This is a genomic window from Neisseria sp. 27098_8_112, assembly GCF_041433235.1.
Lineage (GTDB): Bacteria > Pseudomonadota > Gammaproteobacteria > Burkholderiales > Neisseriaceae > Neisseria.
In genome coordinates, this window is sequence record NZ_JAPWBB010000002.1 from 125,289 (window position 1) to 142,396 (window position 17,108).

Annotated in this window: 16 protein-coding genes; 12 read left to right on the forward strand and 4 right to left on the reverse strand. The window is 49.0% G+C overall.

The window, feature by feature from the left end; translation table 11 throughout:
* Positions 1 to 20 precede the first annotated feature (20 nt).
* The 8 genes from O3682_RS02195 to ubiT all read left to right on the forward strand — a co-directional run bounded on the left by O3682_RS02195 (position 21) and on the right by ubiT (position 6,873).
* On the forward strand, positions 21 to 1,307 hold the full coding sequence (locus O3682_RS02195; protein ID WP_371508200.1) for a dual specificity protein phosphatase family protein: 1,287 nt from the start codon (positions 21 to 23) through the stop codon (positions 1,305 to 1,307).
* A 2-nt stretch (positions 1,308 to 1,309) separates the two neighbouring features.
* Positions 1,310 to 1,684 (forward strand): hypothetical protein, encoded by a 375-nt coding sequence (locus tag O3682_RS02200; RefSeq protein ID WP_371508238.1) that lies wholly within the window; start codon positions 1,310 to 1,312, stop codon positions 1,682 to 1,684.
* 63 nt (positions 1,685 to 1,747) lie between these two features.
* Positions 1,748 to 2,455, forward strand: a complete 708-nt coding sequence (locus O3682_RS02205) for a lysophospholipid acyltransferase family protein (RefSeq protein WP_371508201.1) — start codon at positions 1,748 to 1,750, stop codon at positions 2,453 to 2,455.
* Complete coding sequence (locus O3682_RS02210; protein ID WP_371508202.1) at positions 2,452 to 3,441, forward strand: phosphatidate cytidylyltransferase; 990 nt, start codon at positions 2,452 to 2,454, stop codon at positions 3,439 to 3,441. The genes O3682_RS02205 and O3682_RS02210 overlap by 4 nt, the downstream gene beginning before the upstream one ends.
* 108 nt (positions 3,442 to 3,549) lie before the next feature.
* On the forward strand, positions 3,550 to 4,170 hold the full coding sequence (locus O3682_RS02215; RefSeq protein WP_371508239.1) for a DUF2238 domain-containing protein: 621 nt from the start codon (positions 3,550 to 3,552) through the stop codon (positions 4,168 to 4,170).
* 334 nt (positions 4,171 to 4,504) lie between these two features.
* Positions 4,505 to 5,512 (forward strand): ubiquinone anaerobic biosynthesis protein UbiU, encoded by a 1,008-nt coding sequence (gene ubiU / locus O3682_RS02220; protein ID WP_003748766.1) that lies wholly within the window; start codon positions 4,505 to 4,507, stop codon positions 5,510 to 5,512.
* 10 nt (positions 5,513 to 5,522) lie between these two features.
* Entirely contained in the window at positions 5,523 to 6,440 is a 918-nt protein-coding gene (locus tag O3682_RS02225) for a U32 family peptidase (RefSeq protein WP_049330725.1), read from the forward strand.
* Positions 6,427 to 6,873, forward strand: a complete 447-nt coding sequence (ubiT, locus tag O3682_RS02230; protein ID WP_036493042.1) for a ubiquinone anaerobic biosynthesis accessory factor UbiT — start codon at positions 6,427 to 6,429, stop codon at positions 6,871 to 6,873. Before O3682_RS02225 ends, ubiT begins: the two co-directional genes overlap by 14 nt.
* Positions 6,874 to 7,025: 152 nt before the next feature.
* Here the strand turns inward: ubiT and ccoP are convergent, their stop codons facing one another.
* Genes ccoP through ccoN form a run of 4 tightly spaced genes read right to left on the reverse strand, consistent with a single transcriptional unit; the run spans position 7,026 to position 10,643 of the window.
* On the reverse strand, positions 7,026 to 8,372 hold the full coding sequence (ccoP, locus tag O3682_RS02235; protein ID WP_371508203.1) for a cytochrome-c oxidase, cbb3-type subunit III: 1,347 nt from the start codon (positions 8,370 to 8,372) through the stop codon (positions 7,026 to 7,028).
* A complete protein-coding gene (locus O3682_RS02240) occupies positions 8,372 to 8,569 on the reverse strand; it encodes a cbb3-type cytochrome oxidase subunit 3 (RefSeq protein ID WP_003748776.1) in 198 nt (65 codons plus the stop codon). Before O3682_RS02240 ends, ccoP begins: the two co-directional genes overlap by 1 nt.
* Before the next feature lie 4 nt (positions 8,570 to 8,573).
* Positions 8,574 to 9,185: a cytochrome-c oxidase, cbb3-type subunit II gene (gene ccoO, locus O3682_RS02245; RefSeq protein WP_063075589.1), complete on the reverse strand. Its 612-nt coding sequence runs from the start codon at positions 9,183 to 9,185 to the stop codon at positions 8,574 to 8,576.
* 24 nt (positions 9,186 to 9,209) lie between these two features.
* Positions 9,210 to 10,643 carry a cytochrome-c oxidase, cbb3-type subunit I gene (gene ccoN, locus O3682_RS02250; protein WP_188209933.1) on the reverse strand — a complete coding sequence of 478 codons (1,434 nt, stop codon included), beginning with the start codon at positions 10,641 to 10,643 and terminating at the stop codon, positions 9,210 to 9,212.
* A 332-nt stretch (positions 10,644 to 10,975) separates the two neighbouring features.
* Between ccoN and O3682_RS02255 the strand changes: the two genes are divergently transcribed.
* The 4 genes from O3682_RS02255 (at position 10,976) to glnD (ending at position 16,559) form a co-directional block, all read left to right on the forward strand.
* On the forward strand, positions 10,976 to 12,727 hold the full coding sequence (locus tag O3682_RS02255; protein WP_371508204.1) for a M61 family metallopeptidase: 1,752 nt from the start codon (positions 10,976 to 10,978) through the stop codon (positions 12,725 to 12,727).
* Between the two features lie 78 nt (positions 12,728 to 12,805).
* The gene (locus O3682_RS02260; protein WP_371508205.1) at positions 12,806 to 13,246 is read left to right on the forward strand and encodes a TIGR01244 family sulfur transferase; all 441 of its coding nucleotides are present in this window, start codon (positions 12,806 to 12,808) and stop codon (positions 13,244 to 13,246) included.
* A gap of 438 nt (positions 13,247 to 13,684) precedes the next feature.
* A complete protein-coding gene (locus tag O3682_RS02265) occupies positions 13,685 to 13,981 on the forward strand; it encodes a helix-turn-helix domain-containing protein (RefSeq protein ID WP_003680870.1) in 297 nt (98 codons plus the stop codon).
* Positions 13,982 to 13,997: 16 nt separating this feature from the next.
* A complete protein-coding gene (gene glnD, locus O3682_RS02270; protein ID WP_371508240.1) occupies positions 13,998 to 16,559 on the forward strand; it encodes a [protein-PII] uridylyltransferase in 2,562 nt (853 codons plus the stop codon).
* The last annotated feature ends 549 nt before the right edge of the window (positions 16,560 to 17,108 follow it).

The following is a 17,108-nucleotide window of genomic DNA, read 5'->3' on the forward strand; positions in this document are numbered from 1 at the left end:
TTTAAACCATGTACCTATCCATGAAACCCTCTCTCAAAACCTCCCTACTCAAGCTGATCTTAGTCGGTATCCTGTTTTACACCAGCTACGGCCTCTCCAACCATTACGCGGCATCGCTGGACTATGTACCTGAAATCGCTTTTGCATGGGAGAGCAATATTCCGTTTTGGGCATGGACAATTGTGCCTTATTGGTCGCTGAACCTGATGTATGCTGCGGCATTTTTTCTTTGCCGTGATACACATGAACAAAACCGATATGTAGCGCACCTTGTAGCCGCCCAACTGATTGCGACTGTTTGCTTTGTGCTGTTTCCGCTGCGTTTCGGGTGGCCTAAACCGCCTGCCGATGGGCTATCAGGCTGGCTGTTTGATTCATTGGCTGCATTTGATTTGCCGTACAACCAAGCGCCATCTTTGCATATCGCGTTGGCGATTATCGTGGGTGCATTTTATTGGACGCGCTTTCCCAAAATCCGCCTGCCGCTTTTCTTATGGCAAAGCCTGATTGCCTTGTCGGTATTGACGACTTATCAACATCATTTTATTGACGTGCCGACCGGAGCATTGCTTGGCTGGCTGGTGTTGTGGGCTTTCCCGCATCAGATGACTTCGCCGTTAAGACTGGGATCGCATGATGTACGCTCAAGAAAGATTGCGCTTCTGTATTTGCTTGGTGCGTGTTTGACGGCGTTACCCGCGCTACTGGGTGGTGCATGGCTGTGGTTGATATGGATGAGCGTGTCTTTGCTGATGGTGGCCTTTGCCTATTTGACTGGAAATGCAAACGTATTCCAAAAACAGGCTAACGGTAAATTATCGGCGGCAGCGACGGTTTTACTGTTGCCTTATCTGGTGGGCGTACGGCTAAACATGGCGTATTGGTTACGCGGTAAAGCGAAAACGGCACCAGTCCGCCATGATGTATTGATTGGCAGCGTTTTGGGGATTTCAAACCATCTGCCTGCCGTATTGGATGTATGTGCCGAATATCCCTGCCGTAGCTATCAAGGCGAATATCGCTCCCTGCCTTTACTGGATATGGTAACGCCGTCTGAAAGCGATTTGGTTCAGACGGCCTTGATATTGGAAACCTTGCGCCAAAAACACGGCAAAGTGCTGGTATGTTGCGCTTTAGGTTATGGAAGAAGTGCCGCAGTGGTGCTGACGTGGCTGCTGGTCTATGGTGGCTGTAAAGACTTGGCGCAAGCGAAGGCCGAACTCAAACGGGCTCGACCGCAAATGGTATTATCGCCGGCCACTGCCCAAACAGTCGAAGCTGCGGCCAACCGTTTAAAACAAGGATAATGATGGACAACGCAACCGATAGCCGTATTATTGCCCACCTGCTCTCTACCGCACATTATGTTGCCGCCTGCAACGCCTTACTGCTCGCCTTGTCGGTAAAATATGGCGGCGCATGGTTTGCGGTGCAACTTGTTTTGGCTGCGGTTTTGCTGTACTGCCATATCCGCATTCACTTCGACCACCGCGTGTTCCAAGACTTTGCCGACAACCGCTACTCTCCTGAAGACTTCGACCAATCCTTACAACAAAACGGTTTACATCAAATTTCAGGCAGCCGTACGTTGACCCAACGGATAAACGGCGCACTTTCCTTATGGCGCAAAAGCTTATACCTGACCGCCGCACAATTTTTAATTTTGCTTATCCAAAGCATTTGATTATTTTTGCTGATTTACCCAAACCAAATCTTTAGCGGTATCTCACTCCCAAAGGCAGAAACAATGAAAAACTTCCTCAAAAAACAACTTGCCTGGCTGACCGACCAAGCCTTGTGTCTGTCGGTCTCTTTTCTTACGGGCGTCCGTCCTAAAAGTCCGCGCGAGCTGACATTCAATCAGCACCAAAAGGTCTATTATGCCAATCACGGCAGCCATGGCGATTTTGTGCTGGTGTGGATTTCCCTACCCCGCCGCTGGCGCTTGTCCACGCGCCCAGTCGCCGGTTCGGATTACTGGCTGACAAGCAAACTCAAACGCTTCATCATTCAAAACGTTTTCAACGCCTTGCTGATTCCGCGCCATAGCGATAATCCGCAAGCAATTACCGAACAGATGAGAGACGCGCTAAACGCAGGCGACTCTTTGATTATTTTCCCTGAAGGCACGCGTAATACTGACGACAACACTATCCTGCTGCCGTTCAAGTCCGGCATTTATCATCTGGCGAAAAGCAAACCCAATACCGAATTTGTGCCGATTTGGATAGACAACATCAGCCGCGTACTGCCCAAAGGCAAAATCCTGCCTATCCCGCTTTTGTGTGAAGTCCATATCGGACAGCCGCTTACCTTGCAGGAAAACGAAGACAAAGACAGCTTTTTGACACGCAGCCGTGAAGCGTTGCTGGCACTCAGGCCGTCTGAAAACGACCGCAGCGAACTTCGCCAAAATGAATCTGAAGTTCATCAAAATAAAGGAGGACAAGCATGAGCCTTTCTACGACTTCCCAACAAATCATTGTCGAACAGGCCGCCGCTCATCTGACTCCGCAAGCCAGCTATATTTTTGTCGGCGTATTTGCCGTATTGTGTTTTGCCAGCATCATCGGACAATGGCTCAAGCGCAAAAATGGCGCAGATAATGCCACCATCGCCAACCTTAACGCCCGCATTTACGCATGGTGGCTGATGACGCTGGTGTTGCTGGGCGCGTTTTGGTTCGGAAAAATCGGGACAGTTGTACTGTTTTTCCTGATTTCATTTGCCGCACTACGCGAATTTATGACCCTCGTCTATCGCCGCCGCAGCGACTATTACAGCATGGTTGTCTGCTTTTACCTGCTGCTGCCGGTGCAATACTATTTCGTCTATGACGGCTGGTACGGCATGTTCAGCATTTTTATTCCGGTTTACGGCTTTTTGATACTGCCGATTATTGCCAGCCTCAGCGGCCAAGCCGCGCACTTTTTGGAACGCGCCGCCAAAACGCAATGGATGGCGATGATTTGCATCTTCTGTCTGTCCCATGTTCCGGCGCTGATGTTTCTAGATTTGGACGGCTTCGATAACAGCAACAATATCCTGTTGCTGATCTTCCTGATTGGCGTAGTGCAAATATCAGATGTGTTGCAATACGTTTGGGGTAAACTGATTGGCGGTGCAAAAATCATGCCTTCGCTTTCCCCGTCTAAAACCATTTCCGGCACAGTCGGCGGCATTTTGTCGGCTACAGCCATTGCCGCGCTGATGGCGCCGATTACGCCGTTCTCCCACGACCAAGCGGCCATTATCGGCTTTATCGTCTGCCTAATGGGCTTCTTTGGCGGCCTGGTTATGTCTGCCATCAAACGCGATTACGGTGTCAAAGACTGGGGTAATATGATACGTGGCCACGGCGGCATGCTTGACCGCGTGGATTCGATTTGTTTTGCCGCACCCATGTTTTTCCACATCACCCGTTATTTCTGGAACGGCTAAACTTCAGGCCGTCTGAAAGCTGTTTTCAGACGGCCTTGAATGTCTAAAACTGCCAGCCCTGCCGGTTCGTTATACAATACGCAACCATTATTACTACATACACACAACATGAATAAACCTTCTCCAATCTTTCCCATTTTTCTTGCTACGATTATCTTCGCCCTCATTGTTTGGTCAGGCATTAATCCTCATGACCGCGCGGTCTGGTACGCCGAAATTATCCCCGTAGCATCCGTATTCTTCCTTCTGGTTGGCACCTACCGCATTTTTCGCTTCAGCAACCTGGCCTACTTATTCATGAGTTTCTGGCTGATCATGCATTCAATCGGTGCATACTATACTTTTGCAGATGTACCGTTTGAATCCATCAACCACTTTGTTGAACCGATTTTGGGCGAAAACCGCAATCATTACGACCGTATTGCCCATTACATCATCGGCTTCTACGCCTATCCAATGGCTGAGTGGCTGCTGCGCCGCAAACTCTGCTCTTGGCCGCTGGCTTTGTTTTTCGGTCTGTTCTTCATCATGAGCGTGGCTGCCGCCTATGAAATCATCGAATGGCAATATGCCGTCATCGATGGTGGAGAGGCCGGGCTGGAATTCTTGGGTTCTCAAGGCGATATTTGGGACGCGCAAAAAGACATGCTTGCCGATACTTTGGGCGCGTTAACTTCCCTGTTTATTTTTGTGTTTACCCGACCCGATAAACGTTTGGGTTTCTCTTAAATATATCCCTTTAAAGCACAAGGCCGTCTGAAACCAGATTTTTAGACGGCCTTTTTTCATTTTTCTATCGCCATTATTGTAAAAATTAATAAATGCGATAGTTAAAAACATAAGCCGATTTTGAAACAAAATCCGTCATCAAAATTTTTAAGCACATGAAATATATAAAAAACAACGTCTGTTAAGATTTTGTAAACAATATGTCTACGTCAACCTGAATTTTTCGATTTGATTTAAGTCAGCATATCTTGTGTCATTAATCCATAAAATATTCGGAATTCTACAAAATATTGATTAACCCGATAGAGGTTATCATCAAGACGAGGAACACAAAATGCAGAAAATTCCAGAATTGGTCTGCCCCGCCGGCAACCTGCCTGCACTGAAAACCGCTGTGGACAACGGTGCGGACACGGTTTACATGGGTTTGAAAGATGCGACCAATGCACGAAACTTTCCGGGACTGAATTTCGATATGAAATCTGCGCGGGAAGGCGTAGCTTACGCCCATGCGCGCGGGCGCAATGTACTGATGGCCATCAATACATTCGCACAAGCCGGGCAAGTGGAGCGTTGGCACGCTGCTGTGGATACGGCGGCGGATTTGGGTGCCGATGCGATTATTGTTGCCGACCCCGCCATCATGGCGTATGCGGCAGACAAACATCCGAATTTACGCCTGCATATGTCGGTACAAGGTTCGGCCACCAATTACGAAGCCATCAATATGATGAAAGAGCTGTTCGGCATCCGTCGTGCCGTTTTGCCGCGCGTGCTGACCATCGATCAGGTCAAACATGTGATTGACAATACTGATGTGGAAATTGAAGTCTTTGGCTTCGGCAGTTTGTGTGTAATGGTGGAAGGCCGTTGCATCTTGTCGAGCTATGCAACAGGCGAATCGCCCAATATGCAAGGTGTCTGCTCTCCGGCAAAATCCGTCCGCTGGGAACAACTGCCCGACCGCATGAACGTACGTCTAAACCAGGTATTGATAGACCAATACAAACCCAATGAACCGGCAGGTTATCCAACCTTGTGCAAAGGCCGCTTTGAAGTCAATGATGAAACCTACTATGCTTTGGAAGAACCGACCAGCCTGAATGTTTTGGAAATGTTGCCCGAACTCATCAAAATCGGTGTATCCGCCATCAAAATCGAGGGACGCCAACGCAGTCCGATGTATACGGCGCAAGTAACCAAATCCCTGCGCCAAGCACTGGATGCAGCCGCAGCCGACCCGTCGCATTTCAAAGTCAATCCGTCATGGAACAATGCCTTGAGCAAAGTTTCGGAAGGTCATCAGACAACTTTGGGCGCATACAACCGCCCATGGAAATAAGAGGAAGAAAATGAATTCATTGAAATTGTCGCTGGGCCCTATTTTATTTTTCTGGCAAAAAGAAGCCCTACTGGAATTTTACGTTTCCATGCTGGATACGCCGTTGGATACGGTCTATTTGGGCGAGGTAGTCTGCTCACGCCGTCAGAAAATGCGCTTTGCCGACTGGTTCGGACTGGCCGAAGACTTGGCGGAAAGCGGTAAGGAGATTATTCTTTCTTCACAAGTCCTGCTCGAAAGCGAATCCGATCTGAAACGCCTGCGCAAAATCACGGAGCAGGGAAAGTTTAAAGTTGAAGCCAACGACATGGGTGCGGTCAAATTGGCACGCGAACATGGCATCCCATTTGTTGCCGGTGCAAGCCTGAATATCTACAACGAAACCACTTTGGATGTATTCCGAAAATTAGGGGCATTCCGCTGGATTGCACCGTCCGAGCTGAGCCGCGATAAGGTTGCCGAAATCATCAAGGCTTCAGACGGCATTGAAACCGAACTCTTCGCTTGGGGTAAAATGCCGCTCGCCTATTCATCACGTTGCTTTACCGCCCGCCATTACAATCTGAATAAAGACAGTTGTGAGTTCCGCTGCCTCGACCACGAGCACGGTATGGCCATGAATACGCGAGAAGGCCAGCCGTTTCTCACCATCAACGGCATCCAAACCATGTCTTACGGCTGCCAAAACCTACTGCCCCATCATGAAGACTTGAATAAAATCGGCGTGAATATGCTCAGACTGTCGCCACAAATGCACAGCATGGCTGAAATTATCCAAATTCACCGCGATGTATTGGACGGAAAAGCCACATGGGAAGATGTCCGCCCCGAGTTGGAACGACTGACTACCGGAACACTGGTTGACGGCTATTGGCGCGGTCAGCCCGGTATTGAAACCGTGAAGGAGGCATATTATGGCGCTGCCTGAAATCATACTACCCAAATGGATGACAAAAATCGGTACCAAACTTCCCGGCAAACCTCCACGCTTTGTTTTGGTCTCCGTATTGAATACCATGCTGAAAAAAGGTTTATTGCCTGCCGATATGGAACTTTTTGCCGGAAGAAAATTCGAAATCGAAGTTTTGGATGCCGGTATCAAAGTGCGGTTTAGTGCCGATACGGAAAAATTCCTGGACGACAACTTCAGCGGTGCCCCCGATCTGAGGCTGGCCGCCAACGGTATAGACTTCATGCGCATGATGATGCGCGAGGAAGATCCCGATACCTTATTTTTCAACCGTAAATTGCAAATCGAAGGCGATACGGAACTGGGGTTAATTACCAAAAACTTACTCGATAGCGTCGAGTGGCCTTTCAGCGAATGGTTCCTGAAACGCAGTACGTCCACTTTGGATTGATTAATTTTGGTTGAACCAAGAACAAAGGCCGTCTGAATGTTTCAGACGGCTTTAGATATTTCGCCTCTTTTTGATATGTTTTTTCTTATTGGTTTTATCAAATATAAAAAAGCGTACCTTGTTAGGTACGCTTTTTTCAATCCGACTCAAAATTAGAATTTTGCACCGGACTCATTTGCCATAAAGTCTACAGCCGCTTTAACCTCATCGTCACTCAAGCTGCTGTTGCCGCCTTTGGCAGGCATTGAATTAAAACCTTCAAGCGCGTGTTTGTGCAAAGTATCTTTACCTTGCTTAATTCGAGGAGCCCAGTCGTCTTTTTTACCGACAGCAGGTGCGCCCGGAATCATACCGCCATGACATGTTTTACAGTTGGCTTCAAAAACAGCTTTGCCGTCTACCTTAACCGGAGCCGCTTCGGCTTTTTCAGCAGGTTTGGCTTCAGCAGCCGGAGCAGCTTTAGCATCTGAAGCAGCTTTATCGGCAGCAGGAACTGAAGCAGCTGCTGGAGCAGAAGCATCGGCAGGTTGAGCTACCGGAGCAGGCTCGGCTTTTTTAGCAGGAGCTTTTTTACCGTCTTTGTTGGACAAACCCCAAACATAAGCGGTCATGATGTGCAGCTTATCTTTGTCGAGGAAGTGACCCCAAGCAGGCATTTGGCTGCTGCGGCCGTTGGTAATGGTTTCGGTAATCGCTTTTTGAGTACCGCCCCACAACCATACATCGTCGGTCAGATTCGGGCCGAGGCCTTGGATACCTTGACCTTTGTCACCGTGACAAGTGAAACAGTTGGCAGGTGGGCCGCTAAACAGGGCTTTACCGCGTTCGGCGCGTTCCTCGTCGTATTGGCCTTTAGGTTTAGAAAGGGACATAACATACTGTGTTACGTTTTTCACGCCTTCTTCACCCAAAGCAGGACCCCATGCCGGCATAGAGGCAGTACGGCCTTTTTCAATGGTTTCCTGAATTTTTTCAGGTTCGCCACCCCACAACCAATCGTCGTCGGTCAAATTCGGGAAGCCTTTGGAGCCTTTGGCATCTGAGCCGTGACATTGGATACAGTAGGTATTGAAAAGGTTTTGTGCAATAGCACGGGCTTCAGGGTCTTTAGCCACTTTCTCAATCGGCATATTGGAAAATTTAGCATACACTTTACCGTATTGCTGATTGGCTTTGGCAACTTCTTCTTCATATTGACCATGGCTGCTCCAGCCCCACAGGCCTTTGTAATCGCCGATACCTGGATACATAATCAGGTAGCCGACGCCAAACAGCCATGTGCAGACATAAAGCCAAAACCACCAACGTGGCAGAGGGTTGTTGTACTCCGAAATGCCGTCCCACTCATGACCTGTGGTTTTTACTTCTTCGCCTTTTTTAGGGCGTTTCACAACGTTTTGCGAAAGCAGAAGCCAAGCCAGGCCGATGAAGCTGAGCACGACGATAACGGCAATATATATACTCCAGAAACTACTGGTAAATTGGGATGTTGTGTTCATTATTTTGCTCCGTGATCACGGACTGACTGAGCTTGATCGTCCTTTTCAGACGGCCTTTGTTCGTCATTATCGAAAATACTGCTGGCTGCATCATCATAGTTTTTCTTATTGCGTCTATTGAACACAATATAGAGGACTAAAATAAAGCTGATGAATACCCAAACAGTAAAGAGCGAGCGAGCCCAGTTAGCGTCCATGATGTTACCTTACGTTTTTCAATGCCAAGCCCAAGCCTTGCAGGTAGGCGATAACAGCGTCCAGCTCTGATTTGTTGGCCAGCATTTCAGGTGCTTTGGCAATTTCTTCATCGCTGTAAGGTGTACCCACTTTACGCAGGGCTTTCATATGCGCCACAGTTGCCTCGGCATCGACTTTATTGCGTGCGAGCCATGGGAATGCAGGCATATTGGACTCCGGCACAACGTCGCGCGGGTTCAGCAGGTGGATGCGGTGCCATTCATCGGAATAACGGCCGCCGACACGAGCCAAATCCGGACCGGTACGTTTAGAACCCCATTGGAACGGATGATCATAAACAGACTCACCAGCAACGGAGTAGTGGCCGTAACGTTCAGTTTCTGCACGGAATGGACGAATCATTTGAGAGTGGCAGTTGTAGCAGCCTTCGCGTACGTAAATATCACGACCAGCCACTTGCAAGGCGTTGTATGGTTTCACGCCTGGCGCAGGTTCAGTAACTGCCTTGGAGAAGAACAGCGGGACGGCCTCGATCAGAAGGCCGACGCTGACTACAAGCAGGGTGAATACAATCAGTACACCGACTTTTTCTTCAGCTAATTGTTGTAATTTCATTTTGGTAGCCTATCTTTCTTATCATTAGTGGTGTTGAGTTTGAGAAACCGCAGGAATCTCAGCATCAACTGCTTTACCACTGATAGCAGTACGGTAAACGTTATATGCCATGATGCACATACCGCTCAGGTACAGAAGACCGCCGGTGAAACGAATCATGTAGTAAGGCATGGTACGTTTTACAGATTCGACAAAGGAATAAGTCAGTGTGCCGTCTTCGTTCAAAGAACCCCACATCAGGCCTTGCATCACACCGGCAATCCACATCGCGGCGATATACAGAACCACACCGATGGTTGCAATCCAGAAATGCGCTTCAACCAATTTGGTGCTGTACATTTCGTTTTTACCGAAGAGGCGAGGGATCATGTAGTAAACGGAACCGATGGTTACAAAGCCTACCCAACCCAATGCACCGGCGTGAACGTGTGCAACAGTCCAGTCAGTGTAGTGGCTCAGAGCATTAACAGTTTTGATAGACATCATCGGGCCTTCGAAGGTAGACATACCGTAGAAGGACAGAGATACGATCAAGAATTTCAAAATAGGGTCGGTACGCAGTTTGTCCCATGCACCAGACAGAGTCATGATACCGTTGATCATACCGCCCCAAGAAGGAGCGAACAGGATCAAAGACAATACCATACCCAAAGATTGAGTCCAGTCAGGCAATGCGGTGTAGTGCAAGTGGTGAGAACCTGCCCACATATAAGTGAAAATCAAAGCCCAGAAGTGAACAACGGACAAGCGGTAAGAGTAAATAGGACGGCCTGCTTGTTTTGGCACGAAGTAGTACATCATACCCAAGAAGCCGGCTGTCAGGAAAAAGCCTACTGCATTGTGGCCGTACCACCATTGAACCATCGCATCAATCGCACCAGCGTAAACCGGGTAAGATTTCATCAAACCGGCAGGGATGCTGATATTATTGACGATGTGCAACAGCGCAACAGCCAAGATGAAGCCGCCGTAGAACCAGTTGGCAACGTAAATATGTTTGATTTTACGTTTGGCAATCGTACCGAAGAATACGATGGCGTAGGCAACCCACACCAGCGTAATCAAAATGTCGATAGGCCATTCCAACTCGGCGTATTCTTTACCTTGGGTGTAACCCATAGGCAAGCTGATGGCCGCAGCTACGATAACGGCCTGCCAACCCCAGAAGGTAAATGCAGGCAGCCAACCGCCAAACAGACGGGTATTACATGTACGTTGAACAACGTAGTATGATGTGCCGATCAAACCGCAACCGCCGAATGCAAAAATAACCGCATTGGTATGCAGCGGACGCAGGCGACCAAAGTGGAACCAAGGTCCAATTTCAGATAAATCAAGGGATGGAGCAAATAATTGGGCGGCTACAATTACACCGACCAACATGCCCACAATACCCCAAACTACAGTCATGATGGCAAACTGGCGCACCACTTTGTAGTTATAAGTTTGTGTGTCCATGGAAGTCTCCATAAATTATGGGTATAAAAAATTTTTATCTCACCCCAACCCTTACGTTTATGAAAAGCGCAATACGGCTAAGGCTCAAATTTTTCTAAATTTAACATAGACACCACAACATGCCAAGCAAAATTACATTCCATATTGCATAAAACCTTTAGTGAGAGATAATCTCATTTCTTTTATAATCAATAAATTATTTAAACATATCCAATAAATCGGACACAGCATTTTTTCAAGCCCCCTTTTTCGTACAAATTTATTGATATAGATTAAACCTAACCTTTAAAAACACTTATCCTTAATAAACTTTAGCAAACTATACAATAGCTATGATTAATTACAAAATTACCCCTAACTTTCTGTCTCATGAATGGCACATCACCTTATCATTCACTCAACCCAATGATTTTGAAACAGAAATCAGCCTGCCAAACTGGGTTCCCGGCAGCTACCTCATCCGTGACTTTGCCCGCCACATCACACACATCAGTGCGCGTTGCAACGGCAAAGCCCAGCCGCTGACGCAAACCAGCAAAAACCATTGGCAAATCCCTGCCCTCAATGGAGCGTGGGAAATTTACTACACCGTCTACGCATTCGACTTGTCTGTACGCGGCTCATTCCTCAGTACCGAGCGCGGCTTTTTCGACGGCGCATGCCTCTTCTTAAAAGTACACGGACAAGAGGAACAACCGCACCAAGTCGAATTTCCTACCCTGCCACACACATGGCAGATAGCCACAACCCTGCCACAAATTTCGGCGACCACTTTTCAGACGGCCTCATATGCCGAGCTTATTGATCACCCTGTTGAAACAGGCATCATCGAATTCCTCAACTTTGAAGCACAAGGTATTCCCCACCGTATTGCATTAAGCGGTATCTACCCCGATTTCGACCGCGCCCGCTTCCTCGCCGATATTCAAAAAATCTGCGAAACCGAGTTGGCGATGTTCCCCTCCCCTGCCCCGTTTACCGAATACCTTTTTCTACTACATCTGGGCGACAACCTCTACGGCGGACTGGAACACATCAGCAGCACCGCCCTACTCGCCGACCGCCACAGTCTGCCATCTTACGATATGGGCGAAGCCGACAAAGCCTATACCGAACTGCTCGGCCTCTTCTCCCACGAATACTTCCACGCATGGAACGTTAAATCCATCAAACCGGCCGTCTTCGCACCTTACAATCTCGACCAAGAAAACTATACCGAGCAACTTTGGGCATTCGAAGGCATTACTTCCTACTACGACGACCTCTTTCTAGCCCGAAGCAAAACCATCAGCCCCGAAGCCTACCTTACCCTGCTTGCACAAAGCATCACACGCGTACAGCAGACACAAGGCCGTCTGAAACAAACACTTGCCCAATCCAGCTTCAGCGCATGGGACAAGTTCTACAAACAAGACGAAAACAGCCCAAATGCCATCGTCAGCTACTATCAAAAAGGCGCACTGGCCGCACTTTGCCTCGACCTCATCATCCGTGAAAAAAGCCAAGGCAAATACAACCTCAACAACGTAATGCAGCAACACTATCGCGACTGGTGCAACACCCATCAAGGCATACCCGAAAAACACTGGCAATCCCGTTGCCAAGAAATGACCGGTTTAGATTTAGAAACCTTCTTTCAGACGGCCTTATACAGCACCGAAGACATTCCGCTCGCGGAATGTCTGCAAAGCGTAGGTGTCAAACTCGACTTTATTCCCCTACCACGCCAGCACGGCGAAGCATTTGCCAGCGAACCCCAATCGGTTGCCCCCGCCAACGATTTCGGTGCACGTTTCAAACAAAGCAGCGATCATGCCATCCTGACTCATGTATTTAATGGCGGTAGCGCAGAAAATGCCGGACTCTGCCCGCAAGACAAAATCATCGCCTTAGGCGGCTATGCCTGCAACGACCTTGCAGCGCAGTGGAGCAAACTGCCTATCGGCACGTGCACCACCATCCATTTCTTCCGCCAAGGCCTGTTGCGTGAAACCAGCATCACAGTTCAAGCAGCAGAAGCCAATACCGCCCTGCTGCACATTACCGATCGACAAAAACTCGAAAACTGGTTGTACAATCATTAAATAAAACTTCAGACGGCCTGCTAATTCACAGGCCGTCTGAAATCAACATACCCATTTAATATAAAGAAAGGAAAAACTATGCCCATCCGTAAACTGACCGACACCCTCTATATCGCCCCCCAGCTGACCGAAGCTGATGTCCAAGAAGCCGTACGTCTCGGCATCCAAACCGTCATCTGCAACCGCCCGGACGGCGAAGAAGAAAACCAACCGGCTTTTGCCGAAGTACAAAACTGGTTTAAAGAGGCCGGCATCAACCAATTCTCACACCAGCCCGTCGTTGCGCCTCAAATCAATGCAGCCGATGTCGCAGCCTTCCAAAATCTGTTGCAACAATCTCCGGCTCCCATTCTTGCCTTCTGCCGCACCGGCACTCGCTGCTCCCTGCTTTGGGGTTATCATCAAGTGCAACACGGCGCATCTGTAGCCGAAGTAGTTGCCGCAGCCGAACAGGCAGGCGTGAATCTCAGCAACTTTGAAACCCGCCTGCAAGAAGCCAAAGATAAAGGTTTGGCTTAATACTTTATTTATATATAAGTAGTAGCCTTCAAACCAATCAGGCCGTCTGAAACCAATTCTTTCAGACGGCCTAATGACTTTTATTCACAATCAAACCTTATTTTTAATTTATTTCCACTATTCTAAAAATATATTTTCTAAATCAAACCCGAATTGACCTGTATCAATACCCTGACCCTATTTTCATTTATAATGCCTTTCGATGCTTCAGGGCCAAGCCCGAATCCTCCAGTTTTCCTCTATAAGAGCCAGCTCTCTTATTAAATGATTTTTCTTTCCTCTTGATGTGTGTGTGTTTGGGTGTGGCCGAAAGCCACCCCCTTTTTTTTATACCTACCCTCTTTAAGGCCGTCTGAAAACTTTCAGACGGCCTTTCCTTTCCCCTCACAAAAATAGTATAAAATCCCCTTATCGTTCAAACCACAAACTCAAAATACCATGGTCAATAAACTCACTCCCCCTCCAAGCCTGCCCGATCCGCAAGACCTCCGTGCCGTTATCGCTTACAACATGCGCCTCTACCGCGTTAATCACGGCTGGTCGCAAGAAGAACTGGCGCGCCAATGCGGACTTGACCGCACCTACGTCTCCGCCGTCGAGCGCAAACGCTGGAACATCGCCCTTTCCAACATCGAAAAAATCGCATCCGCGCTTAAAATCGCCCCTTACAAACTCCTCCTTCCGCCACAAGAAATGCTCCGCCAAATGACCGAACCTGCCGATACCCAAGCCTAATTCACAGCCAGACACCATCATGACCACCGCCCAACAAGCCATCCAAACCTACCAGCAGCAAAAAGCCGCAGCAGAAACTGCCTACCGCCAAAACAACCGTCCTACCGTTTACTTCCGCGACCATATCACCGCTGCCGAAACCCTGCTGCAAACCCTCTGGCAAATCCACTTCCCCGACAGCAACGACATCAGTCTGATTGCCATCGGTGGCTTCGGGCGTTGCGAACTCTACCCCCATTCTGACTGGGACTTAGCGATTATTTCCTCGGTCCCATTTTCAGACGGCCTGCAACAACAAACCGCCCAATTTATCCAAACCCTTTGGGACGCACGCCTCAATCCGGCCATCAAAAGCGGCAGCATAGAAGAAATCCTCCAAAGTACCCAAAACGACATTACCGGCGAAACCGCCTTTCTTGAGGCACGCCATCTCCAAGGCAATGCCAACCTTACCGCCCAACTTCTAAACAAACTCAACACACGCCGCGACACAGCCGCCTTTATCGAAGCCAAACTCCTCGAAATGGAGCAACGCCATACCAAATCCCAAGGCACAGGCGCACAACTCGAACCCAACATCAAAACCTGCCCCGGCGGCCTGCGCGACATCCACACCCTTATCTGGACAGCCAAAGCACAAGGCATAGACAGCAACCCCACCACCCTCGTTACCGCCGGCGTCCTCACACGCACCGAAGCCGGCATGCTGGCCCATGGCTACCGCCGTCTCGCCAACATCCGGATTCATCTCCACCTTACCGCCGACCGCCCCGAAGACAGGCTGCTTTTCGACTACCAGTCCCAAGTAGCCGAAAGCCTAGGCTATACCCAACCCGACATCCGCGGCCGAAGCGAAGCCCTGATGCACACCTTCTACCGAGCCACCAAAGCCATCAAACAACTCAACGGCATCCTTATTCCGGTTCTCAAAAACCATCAAACCTCCAGCCGCCCCCAACATATCCACCCTATCGACAGCCGCTACAAACGCATCGGCCACCAAATCGCCGCCAACGACCTTGCCCTGTTCGAGCAAAATCCCGAACACATCTTCACCATCATCCAAACCATGCAGGAGCAAAACATCACCACCATCGAGCCTCAAACCCTGCGTGCATGGTGGGCGGCCACACGAAAAATCAACACCCGTTTCACCCAAAACCCAGAAAACCGCCGCCGCTTTATCCAATTCTTCAAACACGGTACCGGCCTTACCCAAACCCTCCGTTTTCTCAACCTCTACGGCGTACTTGGCCGCTATCTCCCCGCATGGGAAAAAATCACCGGCCTGCTCCAACACGACCTCTTCCATATTTACCCCGTAGACGACCACATCCTGACCGTCGTCCGCAATATGCGCCGTCTCGCCATCGAAACCCACAGCCACGAAATGCCCGAGGCCAGCGCCATCATGCAGGCCTACCCACGACCGCATGTCCTCTACACCGCCGCCCTGCTGCACGACATCGCCAAAGGCCGTGGCGGCGATCACGCCAAAGAAGGCATCAAAGACGCACAACAATTCTCCGCCAACCACTACTACACCGAAGAAGAAAGCCACCTCCTCGCATGGCTGGTTGAAAACCACCTGCTCATGTCTACTGTTGCCCAAAAAGAAGACATCCAAGACCCGCATGTCCTCCAAGCCTTTTGCCGCCGTATTCCCACACGCGAATACCTCGACGCACTCTACCTGCTTACCATTGCCGACATCCGCGGCACCAACCCCAAACTTTGGAACACATGGCGCGCCAGTCTGCTCCAAACCCTCTACCACAGCACCGCCGCCGTTTTAAACAGCAAAAACCACGATCCCGAACGCCTCCCAAATCGACGCGAACAAGCCTCGACCGATCAGCTCACGTGCGCGGCCGTTCCCCTCAAAAACCAACAAAAACTCCGCCGCATACTCGGCAGTGCATACTACGTCCGCCATCAGACGCGGGAAATCCTCTGGCACACCGCAAACCTCGCCTACGACACCCAAAGTCCGGCCGTCCGCAGCCGTATCCTTCCCCAAAGCAACAGCCTTCAAGTCATGGTGTTCATGCCCAATGGCGACCGCCTCTTCGCACGCCTCTGCCGCATCTTCAGCAGCCACCGCTTCGACATCCAAGCCGCCCGCGCCTTCATTACCGAACACGACTACATCCTCGACACCTTTATCCTGCAACTTCCCGACAATCTCCCGCCTGAAGAATATCCCGACCGCCAAAGCGCACTCGAAGCCGAACTCAACAGCTTCATCCACGGCAACACCACCATCCAAAAACAAAGCGGCCGCCCGCACATCAGCCGCCGCATCCGCCACATCCCCATTCCGCCTACCGTAATCATCACCCCCGAAGAAGATTATCCCGGCTGGCACACCATAGACATCACCGCCGTCAACCGCCCCCACCTCCTCGCCGACATCGCCGAGACCTTCTTCGCACACAACATCAGCCTGCGCTACGCCAAAATCACCACCTTGGATCAGCGCATTGAGGACAGCTTCATCACCTACAGTCCATCCCTACAAGACCCGCAAACCCAAAACACCCTAAAACAGGCATTAATCGAAGTCTTGACCCCATAAAGGCCGTCTGAACATCTTAAAAACATAGGGTGAGCATTTTTTGCTCACCCTAATCACATCCAAATTATAAACATCCTGAATATATCCTTCTAAAACACTCAAGAAATCCAAAGCCTTAAAATTCTAAACCAGAACTTCCTTCTGACATAAAACTACATTCCAAAATCATAACTAAAATGAATATAATTCTAATAACAAATTTTCATTCACCTATTACACCAAACCCTCTTTAAAAATCCTTCCTTCCAAATTTTCTCCTCATCCATATTCAAACAAAATACGCATTTAAAATAAAATCCATAAAAAACAAAAAAATAAAATCACAAGATATTAAACTCACCGATTAATCCATAAAGATACCGTCCATCTAAATCAATTAACATATTATTGAACAAGCTTAATTTCTGACAAAAACGTCACACGCCCAAACTTGTCTCCCTTCCCTGTCACAAAAAACACAAAACTGACAAAAAACGTCAACCCCCTAATTTCCCAAAAATCCTGAAACTTTCAAACAAAACCTCACAAAATTTAAAAATTAAAAAATAA

Bases quoted from the DNA above. Each gene is read 5' to 3' on its own strand.
- O3682_RS02195 (WP_371508200.1), top strand. From the start codon at position 21: ATGAAACCCTCTCTCAAAACCTCCCTACTCAAGCTGATCTTAGTCGGT.
- O3682_RS02200 (WP_371508238.1), top strand. From the start codon at position 1,310: ATGGACAACGCAACCGATAGCCGTATTATTGCCCACCTGCTCTCTACC.
- O3682_RS02205 (WP_371508201.1), top strand. From the start codon at position 1,748: ATGAAAAACTTCCTCAAAAAACAACTTGCCTGGCTGACCGACCAAGCC.
- O3682_RS02210 (WP_371508202.1), top strand. From the start codon at position 2,452: ATGAGCCTTTCTACGACTTCCCAACAAATCATTGTCGAACAGGCCGCC.
- O3682_RS02215 (WP_371508239.1), top strand. From the start codon at position 3,550: ATGAATAAACCTTCTCCAATCTTTCCCATTTTTCTTGCTACGATTATC.
- ubiU (WP_003748766.1), top strand. From the start codon at position 4,505: ATGCAGAAAATTCCAGAATTGGTCTGCCCCGCCGGCAACCTGCCTGCA.
- O3682_RS02225 (WP_049330725.1), top strand. From the start codon at position 5,523: ATGAATTCATTGAAATTGTCGCTGGGCCCTATTTTATTTTTCTGGCAA.
- ubiT (WP_036493042.1), top strand. From the start codon at position 6,427: ATGGCGCTGCCTGAAATCATACTACCCAAATGGATGACAAAAATCGGT.
- ccoP (WP_371508203.1), bottom strand. From the start codon at position 8,372: ATGAACACAACATCCCAATTTACCAGTAGTTTCTGGAGTATATATATT.
- O3682_RS02240 (WP_003748776.1), bottom strand. From the start codon at position 8,569: ATGGACGCTAACTGGGCTCGCTCGCTCTTTACTGTTTGGGTATTCATC.
- ccoO (WP_063075589.1), bottom strand. From the start codon at position 9,185: ATGAAATTACAACAATTAGCTGAAGAAAAAGTCGGTGTACTGATTGTA.
- ccoN (WP_188209933.1), bottom strand. From the start codon at position 10,643: ATGGACACACAAACTTATAACTACAAAGTGGTGCGCCAGTTTGCCATC.
- O3682_RS02255 (WP_371508204.1), top strand. From the start codon at position 10,976: ATGATTAATTACAAAATTACCCCTAACTTTCTGTCTCATGAATGGCAC.
- O3682_RS02260 (WP_371508205.1), top strand. From the start codon at position 12,806: ATGCCCATCCGTAAACTGACCGACACCCTCTATATCGCCCCCCAGCTG.
- O3682_RS02265 (WP_003680870.1), top strand. From the start codon at position 13,685: ATGGTCAATAAACTCACTCCCCCTCCAAGCCTGCCCGATCCGCAAGAC.